At 43.3% G+C, this 18,169-nt stretch carries 16 protein-coding genes, 6 tRNA genes and 1 rRNA gene; 3 read left to right on the plus strand and 20 right to left on the minus strand.

Translation table 11 applies throughout. From position 1 onward, the window contains the following. Positions 1-25: 25 nt before the first annotated feature. From LOR49_RS16385 to LOR49_RS16410, 6 genes are all read right to left on the minus strand, one after another. On the minus strand, positions 26-850 hold the full coding sequence (locus tag LOR49_RS16385; protein ID WP_240378030.1) for an abortive infection family protein: 825 nt from the start codon (positions 848-850) through the stop codon (positions 26-28). 202 nt (positions 851-1,052) lie between these two features. Continuing rightward, positions 1,053-2,855: a glutamine--fructose-6-phosphate transaminase (isomerizing) gene (gene glmS, locus LOR49_RS16390; protein WP_240378031.1), complete on the minus strand. Its 1,803-nt coding sequence runs from the start codon at positions 2,853-2,855 to the stop codon at positions 1,053-1,055. A 422-nt stretch (positions 2,856-3,277) separates the two neighbouring features. Then, positions 3,278-4,630, minus strand: a complete 1,353-nt coding sequence (gene glmM, locus LOR49_RS16395) for a phosphoglucosamine mutase (RefSeq protein WP_240378032.1) — start codon at positions 4,628-4,630, stop codon at positions 3,278-3,280. 95 nt (positions 4,631-4,725) lie between these two features. Continuing rightward, positions 4,726-6,006: a CdaR family protein gene (locus LOR49_RS16400; protein WP_240378033.1), complete on the minus strand. Its 1,281-nt coding sequence runs from the start codon at positions 6,004-6,006 to the stop codon at positions 4,726-4,728. Beyond that, complete coding sequence (gene cdaA / locus LOR49_RS16405; RefSeq protein ID WP_240378034.1) at positions 5,999-6,820, minus strand: diadenylate cyclase CdaA; 822 nt, start codon at positions 6,818-6,820, stop codon at positions 5,999-6,001. Before cdaA ends, LOR49_RS16400 begins: the two co-directional genes overlap by 8 nt. After that, positions 6,820-6,975, minus strand: coding sequence for a hypothetical protein (locus LOR49_RS16410; protein WP_240378035.1), 156 nt, complete (start codon positions 6,973-6,975; stop codon positions 6,820-6,822). The genes cdaA and LOR49_RS16410 overlap by 1 nt, the downstream gene beginning before the upstream one ends. Before the next feature lie 249 nt (positions 6,976-7,224). Between LOR49_RS16410 and LOR49_RS16415 the strand changes: the two genes are divergently transcribed. Continuing rightward, the gene (locus LOR49_RS16415) at positions 7,225-7,407 is read left to right on the plus strand and encodes an aspartyl-phosphate phosphatase Spo0E family protein (protein WP_240378036.1); all 183 of its coding nucleotides are present in this window, start codon (positions 7,225-7,227) and stop codon (positions 7,405-7,407) included. Positions 7,408-7,505: 98 nt separating this feature from the next. Here LOR49_RS16415 and LOR49_RS16420 read toward each other — a convergent pair. The 9 genes from LOR49_RS16420 to LOR49_RS16460 all read right to left on the minus strand — a co-directional run bounded on the left by LOR49_RS16420 (position 7,506) and on the right by LOR49_RS16460 (position 12,847). Further along, positions 7,506-7,581 (minus strand) — tRNA-Ala (locus LOR49_RS16420). An 8-nt stretch (positions 7,582-7,589) separates the two neighbouring features. Beyond that, positions 7,590-7,663, minus strand: a tRNA-Gly gene (locus LOR49_RS16425). 6 nt (positions 7,664-7,669) lie between these two features. Next, positions 7,670-7,745: transfer RNA gene (locus LOR49_RS16430), tRNA-Lys, on the minus strand. A 44-nt stretch (positions 7,746-7,789) separates the two neighbouring features. Next, a tRNA-Tyr gene (locus LOR49_RS16435) sits at positions 7,790-7,875 on the minus strand. A gap of 73 nt (positions 7,876-7,948) precedes the next feature. After that, positions 7,949-8,023: transfer RNA gene (locus tag LOR49_RS16440), tRNA-Glu, on the minus strand. A 134-nt stretch (positions 8,024-8,157) separates the two neighbouring features. Beyond that, complete coding sequence (locus tag LOR49_RS16445) at positions 8,158-9,357, minus strand: D-alanine--D-alanine ligase family protein (protein WP_240378037.1); 1,200 nt, start codon at positions 9,355-9,357, stop codon at positions 8,158-8,160. Positions 9,358-9,377: 20 nt separating this feature from the next. After that, a complete protein-coding gene (locus LOR49_RS16450) occupies positions 9,378-10,964 on the minus strand; it encodes a UDP-N-acetylmuramoyl-tripeptide--D-alanyl-D-alanine ligase (protein WP_240378038.1) in 1,587 nt (528 codons plus the stop codon). Continuing rightward, positions 10,961-11,737 carry an alpha/beta fold hydrolase gene (locus tag LOR49_RS16455; protein WP_240378039.1) on the minus strand — a complete coding sequence of 259 codons (777 nt, stop codon included), beginning with the start codon at positions 11,735-11,737 and terminating at the stop codon, positions 10,961-10,963. Before LOR49_RS16455 ends, LOR49_RS16450 begins: the two co-directional genes overlap by 4 nt. A gap of 345 nt (positions 11,738-12,082) precedes the next feature. Beyond that, positions 12,083-12,847 carry a M15 family metallopeptidase gene (locus LOR49_RS16460; protein WP_240378040.1) on the minus strand — a complete coding sequence of 255 codons (765 nt, stop codon included), beginning with the start codon at positions 12,845-12,847 and terminating at the stop codon, positions 12,083-12,085. Between the two features lie 84 nt (positions 12,848-12,931). Between LOR49_RS16460 and LOR49_RS16465 the strand changes: the two genes are divergently transcribed. Continuing rightward, a complete protein-coding gene (locus LOR49_RS16465; protein WP_240378041.1) occupies positions 12,932-13,687 on the plus strand; it encodes a thermonuclease family protein in 756 nt (251 codons plus the stop codon). A 42-nt stretch (positions 13,688-13,729) separates the two neighbouring features. Further along, a complete protein-coding gene (locus LOR49_RS16470; RefSeq protein ID WP_240378042.1) occupies positions 13,730-14,752 on the plus strand; it encodes an acyltransferase family protein in 1,023 nt (340 codons plus the stop codon). 97 nt (positions 14,753-14,849) lie between these two features. On the opposite strand, the gene LOR49_RS16475 is transcribed toward LOR49_RS16470, so the two are convergent. The 5 genes from LOR49_RS16475 to rrf all read right to left on the minus strand — a co-directional run bounded on the left by LOR49_RS16475 (position 14,850) and on the right by rrf (position 18,089). After that, positions 14,850-16,769, minus strand: a complete 1,920-nt coding sequence (locus LOR49_RS16475; RefSeq protein WP_240378043.1) for a vWA domain-containing protein — start codon at positions 16,767-16,769, stop codon at positions 14,850-14,852. A 15-nt stretch (positions 16,770-16,784) separates the two neighbouring features. Then, complete coding sequence (locus tag LOR49_RS16480) at positions 16,785-17,660, minus strand: ATP-binding protein (protein WP_420830495.1); 876 nt, start codon at positions 17,658-17,660, stop codon at positions 16,785-16,787. Next, entirely contained in the window at positions 17,635-17,820 is a 186-nt protein-coding gene (locus LOR49_RS16485; protein WP_240378045.1) for a hypothetical protein, read from the minus strand. The genes LOR49_RS16480 and LOR49_RS16485 overlap by 26 nt, the downstream gene beginning before the upstream one ends. A gap of 42 nt (positions 17,821-17,862) precedes the next feature. Then, a tRNA-Thr gene (locus tag LOR49_RS16490) sits at positions 17,863-17,938 on the minus strand. Positions 17,939-17,972: 34 nt separating this feature from the next. Next, positions 17,973-18,089: ribosomal RNA gene (rrf, locus tag LOR49_RS16495) — 5S ribosomal RNA — on the minus strand. Between the last annotated feature and the right edge of the window lie 80 nt (positions 18,090-18,169).

Here is an 18,169-nt window from a genome sequence, read left to right on the forward strand (position 1 = left end):
TATTAGCTGCCTTTCACTCAAATAACTATAATTTTTCTTTTAACTTATTTAGTAAGAATTCGGAAATTAACCCCATGCTTTCTATTGCAGCCCTGGCTTCTGTATCAGTTATTGTGGGCAAAAAAGGCCGCCCGTGTCCCGTCCCCTGTTTATTTCGAAGATTATTTACAGAACATCCCAGTTCGTACATGCTATTTTCAAAACGAGACGTGACCTCGTTATCACCTTTAGTTTTTGGGGTAGACAAACCCAAAAGATGAAAAGCAAGTCCCAATAGGGTTGGAAAATTACTTTGCTTATACTCGCCTAGCATCCTTGTTATAACATGTGCTGCAACAGCTTCTAATAAGTCTTTACTAGTTCCAGTTAACAATGCTGCATCCGATGCACCTTTTTTGGCGCGACGGGTATAACCCATTAAAGCTTCTTCCATTTCTAAATCAGTAAGGTTGTCCAATAAAATTGGGGTAACCATCCCATCACTTGATAATACAATTCCTTCAGCTTTTAACGAACTTCGAAGGTTCCGAATAGATTCGTGACCTACAAAATTCGGAGAATCTTCCCGAAATCCACCATGTCCCCTAATTAAAGAAAGAAGGGAACTAACAAAGGTTTCTCCATTTTCCTGATTGTATTCCAAAGCCCAGTTCAATACGGCGTTTACTCTTTTGGCTTTACCAACATTGGTATTTTGACCATTTAATTTCGGGTCCCCTTTATCCAATTTGTTACGAAGGATAATATTATCTAGGTCGGCATGACTAGGTTTACGAGTTACTACTAAGGCATCGTCTACTACTTGTGAAATCGCAACAGCAATTTCATCATTTAAAGGTAATTTCTTCATGTACTTTCCTCCCCCCCTTGTTTAAAAACCACGATAATTTACCAAAATATAAAACACTCCCTTACGAACATACTATCGTAAGGGAGTGTTTTTATCAAACTTTATTATAAATTATCGATCTTTATTTCAAATGATCAATCTTTATTATAAATTATCAAACTTTATTTCAAAGCCACAATTTTATAAACATTGTAACTTTACCTTATTCGACCGTGACACTCTTGGCAAGGTTTCTTGGTTTGTCAACATCGCATCCTCTGTGCATGGCTGCGTAATATGCAATTAGCTGCAGGGGAAGTGCGGTGATAAGTGGTGTGAGAAGGCGATGTACCGTTGGGAGAACGATCTGGTCTCCTTCTTCTCGTGTTTCCTCTGTGCTAATAAAGCAGGCATTCGCACCACGAGCCATTACTTCCTGTGCATTACTGCGGGTGTTCCTATTAACGTGGGGCTGGGTTGTGACCGCCACGACCGGCGTACCTTCCTCGATCAAAGCGATGGTTCCGTGTTTGAGTTCCCCACCTGCGAAACCTTCCGCTTGAACATAGGAGATTTCTTTTAGCTTTAAGGCTCCTTCTAAAACAACATGGTAATCAAGGGAGCGCCCGATAAAGAAACAGTTCCGTGTATCCGCCATGTAATCACGTGCTACTTGTTCCATGATATCTTTTTGGTCGCATATGGTATCCATCACGCTGGCGACAAGTCCCAGTTCCTTCATAGCATCAAAATCGCTGTTCATCCCTTGGGCATGGGCACAGTCCATCGCAAGGATGGCTAACACGGACATTTGCGCGGTGTACGCTTTGGTGGATGCGACCGCGATCTCAGGGCCCGCGTGCGTGTGCAACGTAAAGTCTGCTTCTCTTGACAGCGTCGAGCCTGGAACATTTGTAACGGTAAGTGTTCGATACCCCTGTTTTTTAACACGGACTAACACACCACGGCAGTCTGCTGTTTCACCACTTTGCGAAATGAATACGAACAGTGGATTCTCGGATAACATCGGTTCGTCATAAAGAAATTCACTGGCAATGTGAACTTCTGTCGGCTTTTTCGCGACCTTCTCCAGCAATTCTTTCCCAATAAGACCAGCGTGGTAACTCGTTCCAGCCGCCATAATGTAGATTCGGTCCGTTTCCTCTAGAGCCGTACGGATATCTTTCTCTAGTTTGATATTCCCATCTTTATTTTGGTATTCCTGGATAATGTTCCGAATAACGGCTGGTTGTTCATCAATTTCTTTTAGCATGAAATGACTGTAGGTTCCTTTTTCCGTATCAGCTTCATCAATTTCTGCCTGAAATGACTCGCGGTGAACGAGAGTGCCATCTAGTTTTTTTAGTTGCACATCATCATTCGTAACTACCGCTGCTTCCTCATCATGTATCTCAATAAACTCTTTTGTCACCGTAAGCATCGCCATCGTATCGGACGCGACGACATTCTCACCTGAACCAGTGCCTATTAGCAGCGGACTCTTATTTTTACCAGCATAAATGGCATCTGCGTTTTCATTATCCATAAGCACAATGGCGTAAGAGCCGTGCAGAAGGGAAAGAGTCTGTCGAAAAGCTTCATCGGTGCTTTTCCCTTTCTCGGAAAAGTATTCAACGAGCTGCACGATAACCTCGGAGTCCGTATCACTTGCAAAATGTTTATCAGGCAAGTAATCACGCTTTAACTGTTGATAATTGTCTACTACCCCATTATGGACAAGAGTGAACCGCTTATTTTGGCTTTGGTGGGGGTGGGCATTTGCTTTGCTCGGTTTCCCGTGGGTGGCCCAACGTGTGTGACCAATACCTGTCATTCCTGAGACATCCCCGTTGATTGCTTCTTTTAAGGAAGCGATGCGTCCTTTTTCTTTATATAGTTTTGCACCGTTTTTAGTTGCCAGCGCAATACCTGCTGAGTCATAACCACGATACTCCAATACTTCCAGACCTTTTATTAACGTATCTTTTGCTTGTTTGTGTCCAATATATCCTACAATCCCACACATCGTAATGACCGACCTCCTCAAAAAAAGGGGGGCAGGCATGCCGCGGGACATGCCTGCCCCGCCTTTATTTTCTGTTTAAAGGTCATCATCCTGCCTTTGTTAACAGAGTCGCCTCTGTCGTTTCAGTCAGGATTTACGGCCGTGACACAGCGACCGGGAGGCATCCGCCGATTCTTTTCGATAAACCTCCTCCTCGTCAACTGCTCTCCAATGTCGTTCTTCGGAGCAGTCCTGGCGCTTTTCTTTATGAAATTGTACGGTCCTCCTTATCTTTCCGTTTAGAATGGATTTATCTTACTACAAACCGCTGTGTTCCTCAATCTTTTTTTCATCACGTGGCTTTCCCTTTTCTTTTTGGAGATAAACCTGTGATAACAGCATACGCGCAGCCTCCAAAAAAGTGAGGACTGCGCGCTTTTCTTCTAGCCTTCTTCTTGTTGACCCATATGCTTCTCTACGACTTTCGCAATTTCCTGTACGTATTTGTCACAGAGTTCTTCTGTCTCCGCTTCTGCCATTACACGAACAAGCGGTTCTGTACCGGAAGGGCGGACAAGAATTCTGCCGTTTCCACCCATTTCTTTTTCAACTCTCTCGATTGCTTCGTTGATAGCCGGATGGGTATGAACGTCGTGCTTGTTGATAACACGGACATTCACTAATTTTTGAGGAAACTTCTCCATTTCACCTGCAAGCTCAGAAAGCGGCTTTCCAGACACTTTCATAATGTCTACTAATTGTAGTGCGGTCAGAAGCCCATCTCCTGTCTTGACGTGATCCAGGAAGATGATGTGCCCGGATTGTTCACCACCGAGCGTGTAGCCACCGCTTCTCATTTCTTCCATCACGTAACGGTCACCTACAGCCGTTTTTTTCGTCTCAATGCCGATTTTCTCAAGGGCTTTGTATAAGCCGAGATTGCTCATGACAGTGGTGACAACTGTGTTGTAGGCAAGCATTGCTTCTTCTTTTAAATACTTTGCACAGATGTACATGATCTTGTCACCGTCTACGATCTGACCCTTTTCATCCACAGCAATCAAGCGGTCGGCATCCCCGTCAAATGCTAAGCCGACATCCGCTTCTTTTTCTTTTACGAATGCTGCAAGAGTCTCTGGATGTGTAGAACCAACCCCATCGTTTATATTAATACCATCGGGATTGTTCCCAATGGTCGAAATATCCGCATCGAGATCAGCAAATAAGTGTGGAGCTAAAGATGAGGCAGCTCCATTAGCGCAGTCTAAAGCAATATGCAGCCCGGCGAAATCTTCACTAACTGTCTGCTTCAAAAATTGCAAGTACTTCTGGCCGCCCTCGAAATAATCGTTTACCACGCCAAGGCTGCTGCCAATCGGTCGTGGCATCGTATCCTCTCCGTCCAGCAAAGTTTCGATCTCCTGTTCTTGTTCTTCAGACAGCTTAAAGCCATCCGCTCCAAAAAATTTAATGCCGTTATCAGCGACTGGGTTATGAGAGGCTGAAATCATGATCCCAGCTTGAGCGCTGACTGCCTTAGCTAAATATGCTACCCCGGGTGTTGAGATCACTCCGAGACGCATAACTTCAACGCCAATGGAGAGCAGTCCCGCAACAAGTGCTCCTTCAAGCATAGCTCCTGATATCCGCGTATCACGGCCGATAAGAACTTTAGCGTGTTCTGCTTCTTTTGTAAGAACATACCCACCGGCACGGCCAAGGCGAAATGCAAGCTCCGGTGTAAGCTCTGTGTTAGCTACACCACGTACCCCGTCCGTTCCAAAATACTTACCCATACACACCATCTCTCCTTTAAAGACAAGCGTAAGCGCCCCCCGGACAGCCTTGGCCAGCTGACTGAGGTTCAGCCCGGTAATCCTTCTCATTCCATTCAGCTTTCCTGATTTTCTGGATTTTCTGCAACTGACTGCTCTTCCGTCGCCCATTCAAGTTCAATTTCTTTGATGTCAGATTCCAACTTAATTTCTGGCGGCCCTGTAAGAGTGACAGGGATCGAGCTACTATCTTCACTATCAGCTTCTTCCCGTTTTTCCCAATCTGCAATTAATGAGACACTGTCTTTTTCTATGTTTTCCAAAAGAGCGGATGAACCGGATACGGAAACATCCGCCATTCCTTGTTCTGGTCTTTTAATCGTAAACGAATAATCTTCCGGGAAGTTCTCTATCGTAATTGGTACATCTTTTAAGACTGTCTTTTTTCGTTTGCCTACCTTAATCTCTACCTTGACCTTCTCTGGTTTAACCTTGGCGGCACCATCTGGAGGAACAAGTTTTATCTCAACTGTACCGCTCTTTTTTATTTTCGATAAATCCAGCACAGCTTCAATGGTGTTGATATCCTTAATCTTATCCAAAGGCCCAAAAATAGTTACCTCTCCCTGCATCAAGTCTAATGATTCAATGCTCAAGTCATCCGGCATGCTGCCTTCTCGTAATAAATTTATGGAAACTTCTTTAAAGGGCTCTGTAACCGGTACTTCAACTGACACTTTGTCAGGCTCAATCGGTACGTCTAGTTCATTGCCTTGTGCATCATATGCAATGACTTTAGAATTCGTCTCGATCCTCCCGTCAGCCCCGGCAACGTCGACATAGGTCCTCACCGTATCAATCCGATCATGCATCGCCTGAGAAGCTTTTATATCTACTTTTTCCGGCGTAACTTTTGGTCCGCCGAACGTATACCCTTCTTCTGCTTCTTGTTCATTTGTTAATTCAGCTTTCACCGGATAAGATACTGTTTTCAACGATTGAATATCAACCGTCGTAAAACGCGGCGTAAGGGCTACTTTTAAATCAGCCGGAAAGTCACGATGCTGAATCTGCACACTATGTTCGCCTTCTCCAAGTCCTTCAAGATCAACGTATATTTCGTAGGCAGGTCTTGACAATTGAAATAACATTATAGATGTCTGAGGACCTGTTAACTTAACATCTACCATTAAATCCATACTGGCCACTTCATACTTTTCCTCATCGTAATAAGCCTTAACCTCGACATCGTTAATCGTATACGTACTCTGGTCATTGCTCGGGAGCATGCTAGGCTGATTGCTGACGTTGTTCATGTTCACCATCATATAAAGCATAATCGCAATTATCAAAGAGACAAATTTAACAAACCAGTGATTGTTAAACAATCTATCCATTTTTGCCACCCCCCCATTGCCATAAGCCGGAGGTGTTTTTGACATTCGTGATTAATTCCCGCTCTAACATCGCGCGAAGCCTTTCTTCATCAAGGTCCCTATGTAAATCGCCATTTTTCGTAACCGAGATACTCCCAGTTTCCTCGGAAACGACGATTGTCAAACTATCCGTCACCTCACTGATGCCAAGAGCAGCTCGATGTCTTGTGCCAAGTTCTTTGGAGATAAACGGGTTTTCCGACAATGGCAAGTAACATGCAGCAGCGACGATTTCATTTTCTCTCATAATAAGGGCACCGTCGTGCAGCGGGGTATTCGGGATAAATGTATTGATTAACAGTTCAGATGTGATATCCGCATGCATCGGGATACCTGTCTCCACATAATCATTCATCCCCGTTTCATTTTCTATCGAAATTAAGGCACCAATACGTCGTTTCGCCATATACTTGACTGATTTCATGATTGCTTCAATCGTATTTAGAACATTCTCTTCTTCCGGAGTTGCGGACCGGCCAAATAGTCTGCCGCGCCCTAATTGTTCGAGGGCGCGTCTCAACTCCGGCTGGAAGATGATAATAATAGCCAGAAGTCCGTATGTGACAGCTTGGGACATAATCCATTGCAGCGTCCGCAGCCCGAAAAAGCTGCTCAAAAACCAGACAAGAAGAATAACCGTAATTCCTTTTAAGAGCTGTACTGCACGAGTCCCTCTTATGACTGTGATAAGTTTATATATAACATACGCTACTAGCGCAATATCCACCACTATGCCTAATATATTTAAAAAATCTAAGTCCGCTCCGGAAAACATCACTCTTCCTCCAATGCCTCTTCCAAATAAGAGAAGCCCTGGCATCCTGGCTTCACAGCAGGATATTTGCCGGCTTCTACGTTATACACACAGGAAGCATCCGCTATAGCCGCAGGCTCTCTTTTCTCGTGCGTAGCCTCTACTCTTATTTCCAAGGATTATTATACCACATATTTTTTTTAAAAGTTTGTTCTCAAACAAAAGAGATGGTTGTACTCCTAACATCACTCACGAATGTATAGTCGTCTCTTTCCCTCAGTTGTTACAGCATTTTCTTCATTAAACAAACGTTTGATTAAACAAAAGTGGCGAACAGTCTTTTTTGAAATTTTTTCCATTTATGAGGTTTTTTATTTAGCCAATATGGGTAACTATATAATACTACCAACGAAAGGGTGAATCAGTTGCCTACCAAAAAGGGGTTACTTAGAGAAATTGAAACAAAACGCGAACACTTAAATACATTGGCATGGGAGAAGCCCTTGTTTTCTAAAGAGGTCGTGCAGCTAAGTAAGGAACTGGACGATCTATTAAATAAATATGATAACAACTACCGAACAAGGCAGGGTCTCGTTAACTCATTCTAAATTGAACTATCTACCTCTATTCTTTTCCTAGAAAACGAATGCATAAACACATAAAAACACTGTCTTTTTCAATAGACAGTGTTTATTTCATATAAACATGGTGGAGCCTAGCGGGATCGAACCGCTGACCTCCTGCGTGCAAGGCAGGCGCTCTCCCAGCTGAGCTAAGGCCCCTTTATGTATGGAGCGGGTGATGGGAATCGAACCCACGACATCAGCTTGGAAGGCTGAGGTTTTACCACTAAACTACACCCGCATAGGATGGTGAGCCATGGAGGATTCGAACCTCCGACCCTCTGATTAAAAGTCAGATGCTCTGCCAGCTGAGCTAATGGCTCATACATAATTACTATTCCCTAATCAATTCATTTTTAATCATATATGGTGGAGGGGGACGGACTCGAACCGCCGAACCCAAAGGGAGCAGATTTACAGTCTGCCGCGTTTGGCCAACTTCGCTACCCCTCCAACTAATAAGACACCATTGTATTTTACACAAATAAGAGGGTACTTGTCAATGGTTTATATAATTTTTAAACAGTGGTGACCCGTAGGGGATTCGAACCCCTGTTACCGCCGTGAAAGGGCGGTGTCTTAACCACTTGACCAACGGGCCATTATTTCTAACAGTATAATGCTTGTCCTTTTTCGCTGACAAATGAAATTATATAATAAAAGAGGGCACAAATGCAAGAGTTTTTTCACAAAGATCACAGGCGGGGGTGTTATTCCCGCCTGGGCTTTTTTGTACTACTTTATGCCGTTTTTACTACCTTTCAATCCGTCTGTACTTTGTATGGAGAACAAGTTGGAATCGATGGAAAAAATGAGTTTTTCCCGGTCACGATGGCGTTTTAAAGCGAGTTGAATGAGCTGGTGAGTAAGCTCCGTATAATTTTTCCCGGCAGGCTCCCAAAGGTAGAATGACAAAGAACCAGGAATCGTATTAATCTCATTTACATATACGGTATCGCTGCTTTTGTCGATAATGAAATCGATGCGTGAGACCCCGCTGCAGCCGAGAATTTGAAATGTATCTTTGGCAAGTTCTTGCACTTCGACTGTCCGCTCATCGGAAAGCGGTGCCGGTATCACTCGGTCTGTGCTTTCCATTCCTTTCGATGCACCCTCACCTTTGCCTCCACCTTCATACTTGTCTTGATAACTTAAAATCTCTTCCGTTTTCAATACTTCCTCCAAAACGGATGCCTCAACTTCTTCAAAATCGCCGATTACAGAACAATTGACTTCTGTCATGTCTTGAACCATATGTTCAATAACGATTTTAGGAGCAAATGTCATCGCTTCTTCCACTGCTTCTTCTAATTCCGCTCTGTTTTCCGCCTTGCTGATCCCGACACTGGACCCGAGGTTCGCCGGCTTTACAATAACAGGATAACCGAGTTTCTCTTCTGTCATTTTCGTAATTTCAGTGCTGTCCTCGATCCAATGACTGCTGTAAAACCAAACGTAATCCACAGTTGGCAGTTTAGAATCGCGTAATATCTGTTTCATCATTACTTTGTCCATACCCGCTGAAGAAGAAGCGACATCACAGCCGACATAAGGGATGGCGAGCAGTTCAAAAAGCCCTTGAATTGCACCGTCTTCACCAAAGGTTCCGTGAAGGATAGGAAAAGCGACATCAATTTCTGTAACGGTTCTTTTTCCCCATTTCGGAACCGGATCTTTTTGTAAAACAACATTGTCCGACTCTCCTCGGACTACCGTAACTTTCTGTGCCTGCTCCAGCAGTTTATCTAGTTCTTTATAGTTATCGATGTCCAGCAGTTCTGGTCCTGTATACCATTTGCGGTCTTTACTGATATAAATTGGTATGGCCTCATACTGTTCACTGTCCATGGCCTTCATTGCTTGAATGGCGGAGATGACGGACACTTCATGTTCTACCGAAATTCCTCCAAAAAATACACCTACTCTAGTTTTCATTGCTGGCTTCCCCCACTTCCCTACTCATTAAAAGTATCAGGCAAATCATTTTCCAGGAGTACCACTGTCGGTTGACGAGCTATTTCGTTCATCTTTCTTATTGCATCTTGTAAATCTGCCGCCACATAAAACTGGTCGCTTGGATAGTTTTTCGCCTCCAAGCCGTCTTGCAGAGGTTTCGTCTGTTTTTTACCGACTAAAATAACAAAATCACAAACCTCTGCTGCATGTTCGGCAAGCGCCTTGTTCAACTCATACTCTTTTTCCCCGAGCTCAATCATACCTGGTGTGACCAATACTTTATATTCCGGCATTTCCCCGAGCACATCAACAGCCATTTTAGATCCAACCGGATTTGAGTTAAAGCTATCGTCAATGATCGTGATATTGCCAGAAGGCTTTCGTAATTCTAGACGGTGCTCAACCGGTGGAACCTGTTTAATAGCACGGGCAATTTTCTCGAGAGAAATTCCCTTTTCGGACCCAATCGCAACAGCAGCAAGAATATTGTATATGTTGTGTTTTCCTAATAGTTTTGTCTGTACTTCCACGGAGGTACCGTCATATTTCAAAATGGTAAAGTGAGACCCTTTGGCAGAATACGAAATATCCGTTGCCCGGTAATGCAGGTCAGCCGCATCAATGCCGTAATAAATGGTACGGCACTTATTACGCTGGTTGTAAGACATGATATTGTGGTCATCTTTGTTTAAAAAGGCGGTTCCTTCATGAGGAAGGGTTTCGATTAGCTCAAATTTCGTCTTTTTTATATTATCCAGTGTCTTAAACGTCTCCAGATGCTGTTCCCCAATGGCGGTGAGAATCCCGTACTTCTGATGTACCAACTCACAGATTTCCTCAATGTCATGCTCTTGCTTTGCTCCCATTTCAGCAATAAAGATATCGTGATAAGGTTTCAGCATGGATCGTATTGTCCGGGTGACTCCCATTTTTGTATTGTAGCTCTCCGGTGTCATCAATACGTTGAATTGAGAAGCAAGTACCGTTTCGACAATATGCTTCGTACTTGTTTTCCCAAAGCTTCCGGTAATCCCGATAACCTCAAGCTGGGGCATCGATTTAATAATCCGCTCCGCATCATGGAAATAATGCTGATTGATTTGTCTTTCAATCGGCCAGTTAATAACATTCGCTGCCAAGGTGTAGAAGTAAGCGAAAATACTTGCAGCTATGGTCAGGAATAAAAACCAGGCAAGCGTTCGCTCCTCTCCTGCACTCAACAGAAGACCAATCACTGCGGTTAGTGCATATAGAATTCCTGTCGTCGCAAACAGACGCTTTACACGTGCCGTGATAACAAGCTTTTTCTTTTCCTTTTCTTCGGGGAAGAAATAGGCGGCGATGCCAAAAACAACAATGCCAAGAAAGAGAGCAAGCGCCTGATACCCCATTAAAAGCGGTAGTAGCGCTGCCAATGCCAGGAATGCTTGAAACGTAAACACTTTTCCTGTATTTGTTTTCAACCAGCGCCAATACCTTTCATTACGGTAAGAGTTAAGCTGCAGCATATGCGTACTTTTTTTGATTAGCCTGATTGTAAAATAAACCCAGGCAGCTAAATAAAGTAACGTCAATAATGTGATCATGACTTCCTCTCCCCCTTGTCTTTTTGAAGGAAAGAATCAATTATAATTAAAAATTCATTCCGTTTGTCTAAATAAGAATAATGCCCCGCATTTTCAAGCACGACAAGGCCCGCATCCGGAATTAACTTTTCCATCAGCTTCCCATCTGCGACCGGGGTCGCTTCATCTTGCTCGCCCCAAACTAAGAGAACCGGTGCTTTAATGTGGGGAAGATGGTGCTGCAGATCTTCATTGACCACCTTAACCATCGTCTGTTGCATAATGCCCGAAACGTTTTTATAATCGGCGGAGCCGAGTTTGCCTTTAACTTTGGTTAAAATGTCGTTTTCATAACGATTAATAATCGGCAATTTCAACAACTTTTTAAAGGTCTTGTACGTGTACACCTTTACATAATACATTGGCTTACGCTTTGGTTTAATGCCTGCACTGTCTACTAGGATAACTTTCCGTACCGGATGATTGGCAGCATACTTAATCGAAACACGTCCTCCAAACGAGTGACCGACCAAGATAGGCTGATCAATTTCGAGCTTTTGAAGAAACTTTTCCAGCATAACCGTATAATCACCGACCGTCCACGGCTCCGGCGGCTCGTCGCTTTCTCCAAAACCAGGAAAATCAAGAGACCACACTCTGAAGTTCTTCTCTAGTGATTGATGCACAGGAGCAAAAGCCTGAATATTCGCTCCCCAGCCATGAAGAAGCACAACGTCCGCTCCTTCTCCGGAGACGTGATAATGAACGTTCACCCCGTCTATATCAATATTCACTTAAAAACGCTCCCATTCTTTTAAACTTCTATCTTTTCTTATTATAAAGTTATCTGGGCACTTTTGTGCATAAGAACACCAATATATCTTATCATATCCGAGGGAAAACGAGAATTGTCTTTTTGTCACTTTTTGATCAATGTCTGTCTCCTTCCTTGTGATATGTGACAAATCAAGGATATACAAGCTATGTAGTATCTATTTAAATGCTTTTGTGATACGTTTCATTTAATGCCGACACTGCCGAGACGACTGTTTTATTCTGACATAAAAGAAACGCCGTTCCCAGATTGTTGCTCAACTAGCTTACTGGGAACAGCATTTCCTAAGATTCGTACTTGATCTTTAAGAGTCTGTGCCGATTCCGTAATATTCTTCTAACGTTTCGCCGCTCTCGTGCATCTCGACAGCAGCTTTCTCGCCTACATAGCGAAGATGCCACGGTTCATATTGATAGCCGGTGATATCCGTTTTGTCAGCAGGATAACGAATAATAAAACCGTAGTGATGGGCATTATCCTGGAGCCACTTCCCTTCTAGTGTATCTCCGAATGCCGTTGTGAGCGCAAAATCGTTAGACGGGGAACTCACGTCCATCGTCAGGCCTGTCTGATGCTCACTTTCTCCGGGTCGCGCGCTGTATTTGTTCGCCGCCGCTTCCCCGTCCTTCTGAACATTAGCTGTAAAAATAGATTCCTGGCGGGCGTAGGAGCGGTAACCGGACACGGCAAAAAGAGAAAGTCCCTCTTCCTTTGCGGCCGCAAATAAATCCTCAAGTGCACGAGCCGCCGGTTCGCGCAGTTGTTTTTTTGGAACGTCTTCTTCGTACGGAAACGGAACGTCGGGAACCGTTAAGTCTTCTGGTTCATAGTCGCCGGGCAAACGGTACTCTTTGTTGACTAACGCGGTCACGGCAGCTGGATCCTTCAGCACGCCGTCATTGCCTATCGCGGGAGGCACTGTTTCCTTCTCTGCTGGCTCATTCTCAGTAGAAACAGGGGCAGCCTCTTCCATTTCTTCGTTAGGAGCTGGTTGTTCATCCGTAACAGAGCAAGCTTGGAGGACAAAGGGAACAATCAAGGCTGCCACGGCAAACCTTTTTTTCATCATACTAATCTTCCTTCTCTTTCATGATGTAATGATCTACTGGCTCATTTTAACATAAAAAAATTGAGAAGGAGGAGGAGCTTTTTCATGAATAATAAAAGGATTGGAATACTAAAAATAGGCGTTATTTTTATTGTCTTCGTTCTCAGCTTGGCTGGGTGCACGTCAGAGGTCAGTAAACAAGCGATCGTGACAGAAATCGTGGATGGTGACACGCTGAAAGTGAAGATGGCAGATGGGACCGCGGAGACCATCCGTCTCTTACTCGTCGATACTCCCGAAACCGTTCATCCTAACAAAGCCGTACAACCTTATGGTCCGGAAGCAAGTACCTTTGCTAAGGAACATCTTCCTGCAGGGAAAGAAGTGTCCGTAGAGGTGGACACTACCATTCGAGATGATTATGGGCGTTTCTTAGCCTACATTTGGGTAGACGATGACAAGATGTTTAATCGAATGCTACTCGAGGAAGGTCTCGCCCGGGTTGCGTATGTGATCGAACCGAACACACGCTATGCGGATGATTTTCTGAAAATCGAAGCAAAAGCCCGGTCAGCTGGTAAAGGGATCTGGAAGGAAGAAGGGTATGTAACAGAAAAAGGATTTATTCCTGAAGCCATAGAATCTAACAGACAGAACGAAATCCTCAAGGAAAACCAAGCCGCGGAAACGACTACAAAAAAAAGTTGTGAAAACCCAGCGATAAAAGGAAATCACAGTTCGAACGGAGACTTTATTTACCATCTGCCCGGGTCACAGCATTATGGGCAGACAATAGCCGAGGAAATGTTCTGCACCGAAAGGGAGGCACGAGAAGCAGGCTATCGCCCTGGGAAACGATAGCAGCTTCATTGATCCAAACACATATGAAACAGGTGATACAGCATGAAAGCAGAAGCTATCCAGCCCGAACAGCCCAAACAACGGGATTATTTTTTTGATAACGCAAAGTTTATCCTGATTATTCTCGTGGTGTTCAGCCACGCTATCACACCGCTTATCGGTGTAAGCCAACTTGCTAGAACCTTATACTTGCTTTTATTTAGCTTCCACATGCCTTTATTTCTTTTTGCATCCGGCTATTTTGCGAAAAAAACAGTGGCTAAACGTGAAATGATTAAACCTATACAAAAACTGTTCGTTCCTTATCTTATCGTTCAGATCATTTATACGTTTTTCTACTATGATGTTTATGGGAGAGAGCTTGATTTCTCCCTCCTGGAACCACACTGGTCGTTATGGTTCTTGTTAACATTGTTCTCGTTTTATTATCTCGTGCATCTTTTTAAATTCAGCCCTTACTTCATTATTGCTGCACTTGTGATTGGAGTTGCGATTGGTTACGCGGACATTACTCCTGTATTCAGCCTGGCTCGTACCGCGGTGTTTTTTCCGTTTTTTTTAGCAGGCTATTTTCTAGAACGCCGTCACTTATCCTTTCTTTCCCACCCGTGGATGAAGCCAATCGCAACGCTTGTCATTCTGATTACGTGCGTTTTCCTTTACATGTACGCCTTTGATATCCCCTATGAGCTTTTTTACGGGAGTAAATCCTATAAGGAGTTGGGCTTTGATGGTATCAGCGCAGGAGTTTACCGGCTTTGTGCTTATGTGTTTACAGTAATCGTTTCATTAGCTTTTTTAGCCTTAGTCCCGGCTGAAAAACAATCATTTTCTCATTACGCTACGCAAACGCTGTATGTTTATCTGCTGCATGGATTTTTATTTCGCTATTTACGGGAGACGAGTTTCTATGACGGGATTGACACTGTTTTTGAGATAAGCTTGATTGCTGTAGGCTGTATCATTTATGCCTTTCTGCTTTCCACACCCGTAATCAAAAAGATCACTCAGCCTATTCTGGAACCCTTTGCCTACTTTAAACAAAATAAACACAGGAGCACGTAATGTTAGTTAACAGCGGGGGATGATTGATCATCCCCCGCTTAGTCTTCTTCGGTCCTCTCGAATGCTATGTAGTTTGAATAACACCCGAACATGACAGCTAAAATGTTCTCAATAATAACCTCTTCAAGAGAGGGGCGAAATAATCTGGCAGGTCGGAAATACTCGGAATCATTAATCGGTCTTTACCGTATATATTTTTCATCATTTCATCTTCTCTTTCGTCTATGTCACCATCTGCCAAAAACGTACCAATGACATGGACCCCTTTCTTCCGCGCTGCTGACACCGCTACATTTGTATCGACAATTCCATTTTGATTGTACCCGGCTGCGGCTGGTTCCCCGTCAGAAAACACGAGCAGAAACTTATTTTTCTCCCTTCTTGCTGCCAATGTTTTCGTTGCCAAACGAATACTAAAACCATCACGATTATCTTCCTTCGGTTCTAGCTGCATGATCTTTGCGCTTTCCGGTTGATGAAAAGAATCCGAATGGGAACGAATAACGTGAAAGTAGTTTGGCTGATAGTTGTCCGTAACGTCATTGGCGTCTTCCCAAAATCCTACGATAGCATGTGGAACTTTCAATCTGGTTAATACTTCGTGGAACAAAATAATGCTTCTTTTTGTCTCTTCCATTTTTTGATGCATCGAAGCCGAGCAGTCGATAAGCAAGGTAAACGCTGCATCTAGTTCCTTTGACTGATCCCTTTTTTTATAAAAAACCCGTGGGTTATCGTCAATAATTAAAGACAGCATCTTTTTTGATAGACGCCCCATAACCAAGTTCTCGTTCGACTCGTTTCTTTTATGTTCTAATGTCTTCTCGATCACTGCAGTAAGCTTCCTTTTATACGTCTCAATTGTTTGTGCAGCCTCCTTATAAGCTGCTTGATCTGCCGCTGTCGGGGCTTCCGGGTATTTAAAAACAGCCACAGCATGTTGGTTATCAGCATTCTTATGCATTCTCTGCTTTTGTGAGTCATGAATCTTTTCTTTTTTTTCTAGTGTTTCTAAATCAGAATAATCATTTTTACCGGTTTTTCCCGACGTCCCCTGAATGGCACCCATTGCCTGATCGCCATCTTCCGTTTCTCTAGTCGCGCCCCCCAACATCCTTGTTTTGGTCCCCGTCTCTAATTCCATTTGCAGCATCGTCTGTTTTCTATCTTTGTTTTTGCTCTCTCGGTGCCAAGTTGAAAAAGTCTCATCGATTGACTCTTGATTTTTCTTATCAACAGCTTCCTGATCGTCATTAGCCAATTCATCCGTTCGAGTTAGGTCATCAAATAATGTATCCGTCGTGAGTTCTTCCATATGATGGATGGGAAAGGTGAAATAATCTTTCAACATATCCTTATAGCAGGCTTCTAATTGAACGGTTATTTCTTCAGCAAGACGTATCACATTGCTTGTGTTTGATGCTTCAAATGCAGTGTATAAATATGGTTTTAACACTTCAAGCCGGTCTAACTGGGCTTGGCTCGCCTGGGGAAAGGACGGGTCAGGCTGATTTGCATTTAGTGTCAAGTATATAAGGCAAAATAATTCATCCAAAGCTAAGCTTCTTGTAACAGTAGCAGCCAGTTGTGTCTCAAAATAATGATATAGAAAATTCCGGCGACGGGCAAAGTCTTTTTTTGTGCCCGGCCTTTCTCGTTTAATGATCTCTTCAAGGCGCATGTCTTCCAGTAAGGTGACAAGTTGTCTTGAAAATTTGTACAAGCCAGAGGGGTCAGTCTGTCGAAAATAGACTTGCATGTCCTTGACCGCTGTATATTTTAACGTACCAATCGCCCGCAAAAAAAGATCTGTTTTATACCCGGATATTTTGTCTTGCTCATTACTTGTATCCCAAAAGTGACTGCCTGTCATTATTTTTTTCCTGCTATCGATAAACGACCCATAGGAAAAATCAAATGTGAAGTCTGGCTGACCACTAAGTATCGTTGTCAAATCTTGCAATTGCAGAAAGAGCCCGGTGTCTACTGTTGTATGTATCCATTGGTTAGGCTTCATTTGACATGCTCCCCTCTAGAACAATGTCTCTGCTAAATTTTTCACGAATTCTCTTTCACGTTGTTCTTCCAGCTTATCAGTAATCGCCCGAAGAATAGCACGCTTTGGAGGGATGAAGGTGCTTAAGTCACAAGCGTCAAGCAGAGCACGAATTGAAGCGGCATCTTCGGCTAATTTACCCTGGTCGACGGCCTGGATAAGATCGGAAGACAATGTCACAAACAAATCAATCGTAGATTTGTCTGTCAATGTCGTATTGGAGCGGATTAAATGACGTAGAGATTCGCCTGTAATGTAGGGAACGTCAATGATAATAAAGCGATTTTTCAATGCCTCATTTAATGGCACTGTTCCAATGTATCCCTCATTGATAGCAGCAATAACAGTAAAACCTTTTTTGGCCGTTATAGATTCATTTGTGAAAGGGTTTGTTACTGTTCTTCGGTAATCCAATGCACCGTTAATAAGCGGCAGTGTCTCTGGCTTCGCCATGTTTACTTCATCAATATAAAGGAACGTTCCTTCTTTCATGGCGGTTGTTACAGGACCCGGAACAAATTCAATCTCCTGTTTGCCATCTTTATAGGACAATGTTTTAAATCCCATTAAGCTTTCTGCATCCAGATCTACCGAACAGTTAATGCTGAACATGGGCTGGTGAAATAAATGAGAGAGTGTTTCGGCGAACTTAGTTTTTCCCGAACCGGTAGGTCCTTTCAATAATATATTTTTTCCCAAACCAAGTGCGGAAATGGCATCAATGAATAAATCCTTTTTTGGGGGTACATATCCACTTCCACGGATTAACTCTTTAAATTCATTATTTGTCTTACGTTGGTTTTCCTGTAAAAGCTTCGTTATATTTTCAGGCAGTTGAAAGCTCGTATTCATGAATAAACTCCTCTCCATCGTATTGTAAAGAGCCTCTACCGACAAGTACGAGATTTTTAATAAAAAAACACCCTCTGTTACGAATTTCGGCAATCGTAATAAAAGGCGTTCGAAGTTGTTTTTCTTTTCTTGTTGGAGCTATCACGTCTTGCACGTACATAAAAAAACATCCTATGAAATAGGACGCTAATTTCAACAAGTATGGAGCTTCCTAGCGGGCTCGAACCGCTGACCTCATCCTTACCATGGATGCGCTCTACCAACTGAGCTAAGGAAGCTTATGAAACAAAATATTGCGATACAAAAATATAAGCCTGGTAACGTCCTACTTTCACAAAGGGCTGCCCCTTCATTATCATCGGCGCTGAAGAGCTTAACTTCCGTGTTCGGCATGGGAACGGGTGGATCCTCTTCGCTATCGTCACCAGACTAACTAGCACAGGTTGTGCTCGTATCTGCGATACAATTCTTATAAGCAAAAGATCCTTTAAGGCGCGAATCTTTGCCTC

Origin of the sequence: Bacillus piscicola (assembly GCF_022458745.1) — a bacterium.
In the GTDB taxonomy this organism is placed as follows: Bacteria; Bacillota; Bacilli; order Bacillales; family Marinococcaceae; genus Alteribacillus_A; species Alteribacillus_A piscicola.

Excerpts from the sequence above, each read along its gene's own strand:
- LOR49_RS16450 (WP_240378038.1), bottom strand. The coding sequence starts at position 10,964 with ATGATCACATTATTGACGTTACTTTATTTAGCTGCCTGGGTTTATTTT.
- LOR49_RS16445 (WP_240378037.1), bottom strand. The coding sequence starts at position 9,357 with ATGAAAACTAGAGTAGGTGTATTTTTTGGAGGAATTTCGGTAGAACAT.
- LOR49_RS16480 (WP_420830495.1), bottom strand. The coding sequence starts at position 17,660 with ATGAATACGAGCTTTCAACTGCCTGAAAATATAACGAAGCTTTTACAG.
- LOR49_RS16400 (WP_240378033.1), bottom strand. The coding sequence starts at position 6,006 with ATGGATAGATTGTTTAACAATCACTGGTTTGTTAAATTTGTCTCTTTG.
- LOR49_RS16485 (WP_240378045.1), bottom strand. The coding sequence starts at position 17,820 with ATGTACGTGCAAGACGTGATAGCTCCAACAAGAAAAGAAAAACAACTT.
- cdaA (WP_240378034.1), bottom strand. The coding sequence starts at position 6,820 with ATGTTTTCCGGAGCGGACTTAGATTTTTTAAATATATTAGGCATAGTG.
- LOR49_RS16470 (WP_240378042.1), top strand. The coding sequence starts at position 13,730 with ATGAAAGCAGAAGCTATCCAGCCCGAACAGCCCAAACAACGGGATTAT.
- LOR49_RS16385 (WP_240378030.1), bottom strand. The coding sequence starts at position 850 with ATGAAGAAATTACCTTTAAATGATGAAATTGCTGTTGCGATTTCACAA.
- LOR49_RS16475 (WP_240378043.1), bottom strand. The coding sequence starts at position 16,769 with ATGAAGCCTAACCAATGGATACATACAACAGTAGACACCGGGCTCTTT.
- glmM (WP_240378032.1), bottom strand. The coding sequence starts at position 4,630 with ATGGGTAAGTATTTTGGAACGGACGGGGTACGTGGTGTAGCTAACACA.
- glmS (WP_240378031.1), bottom strand. The coding sequence starts at position 2,855 with ATGTGTGGGATTGTAGGATATATTGGACACAAACAAGCAAAAGATACG.
- LOR49_RS16460 (WP_240378040.1), bottom strand. The coding sequence starts at position 12,847 with ATGATGAAAAAAAGGTTTGCCGTGGCAGCCTTGATTGTTCCCTTTGTC.
- LOR49_RS16465 (WP_240378041.1), top strand. The coding sequence starts at position 12,932 with ATGAATAATAAAAGGATTGGAATACTAAAAATAGGCGTTATTTTTATT.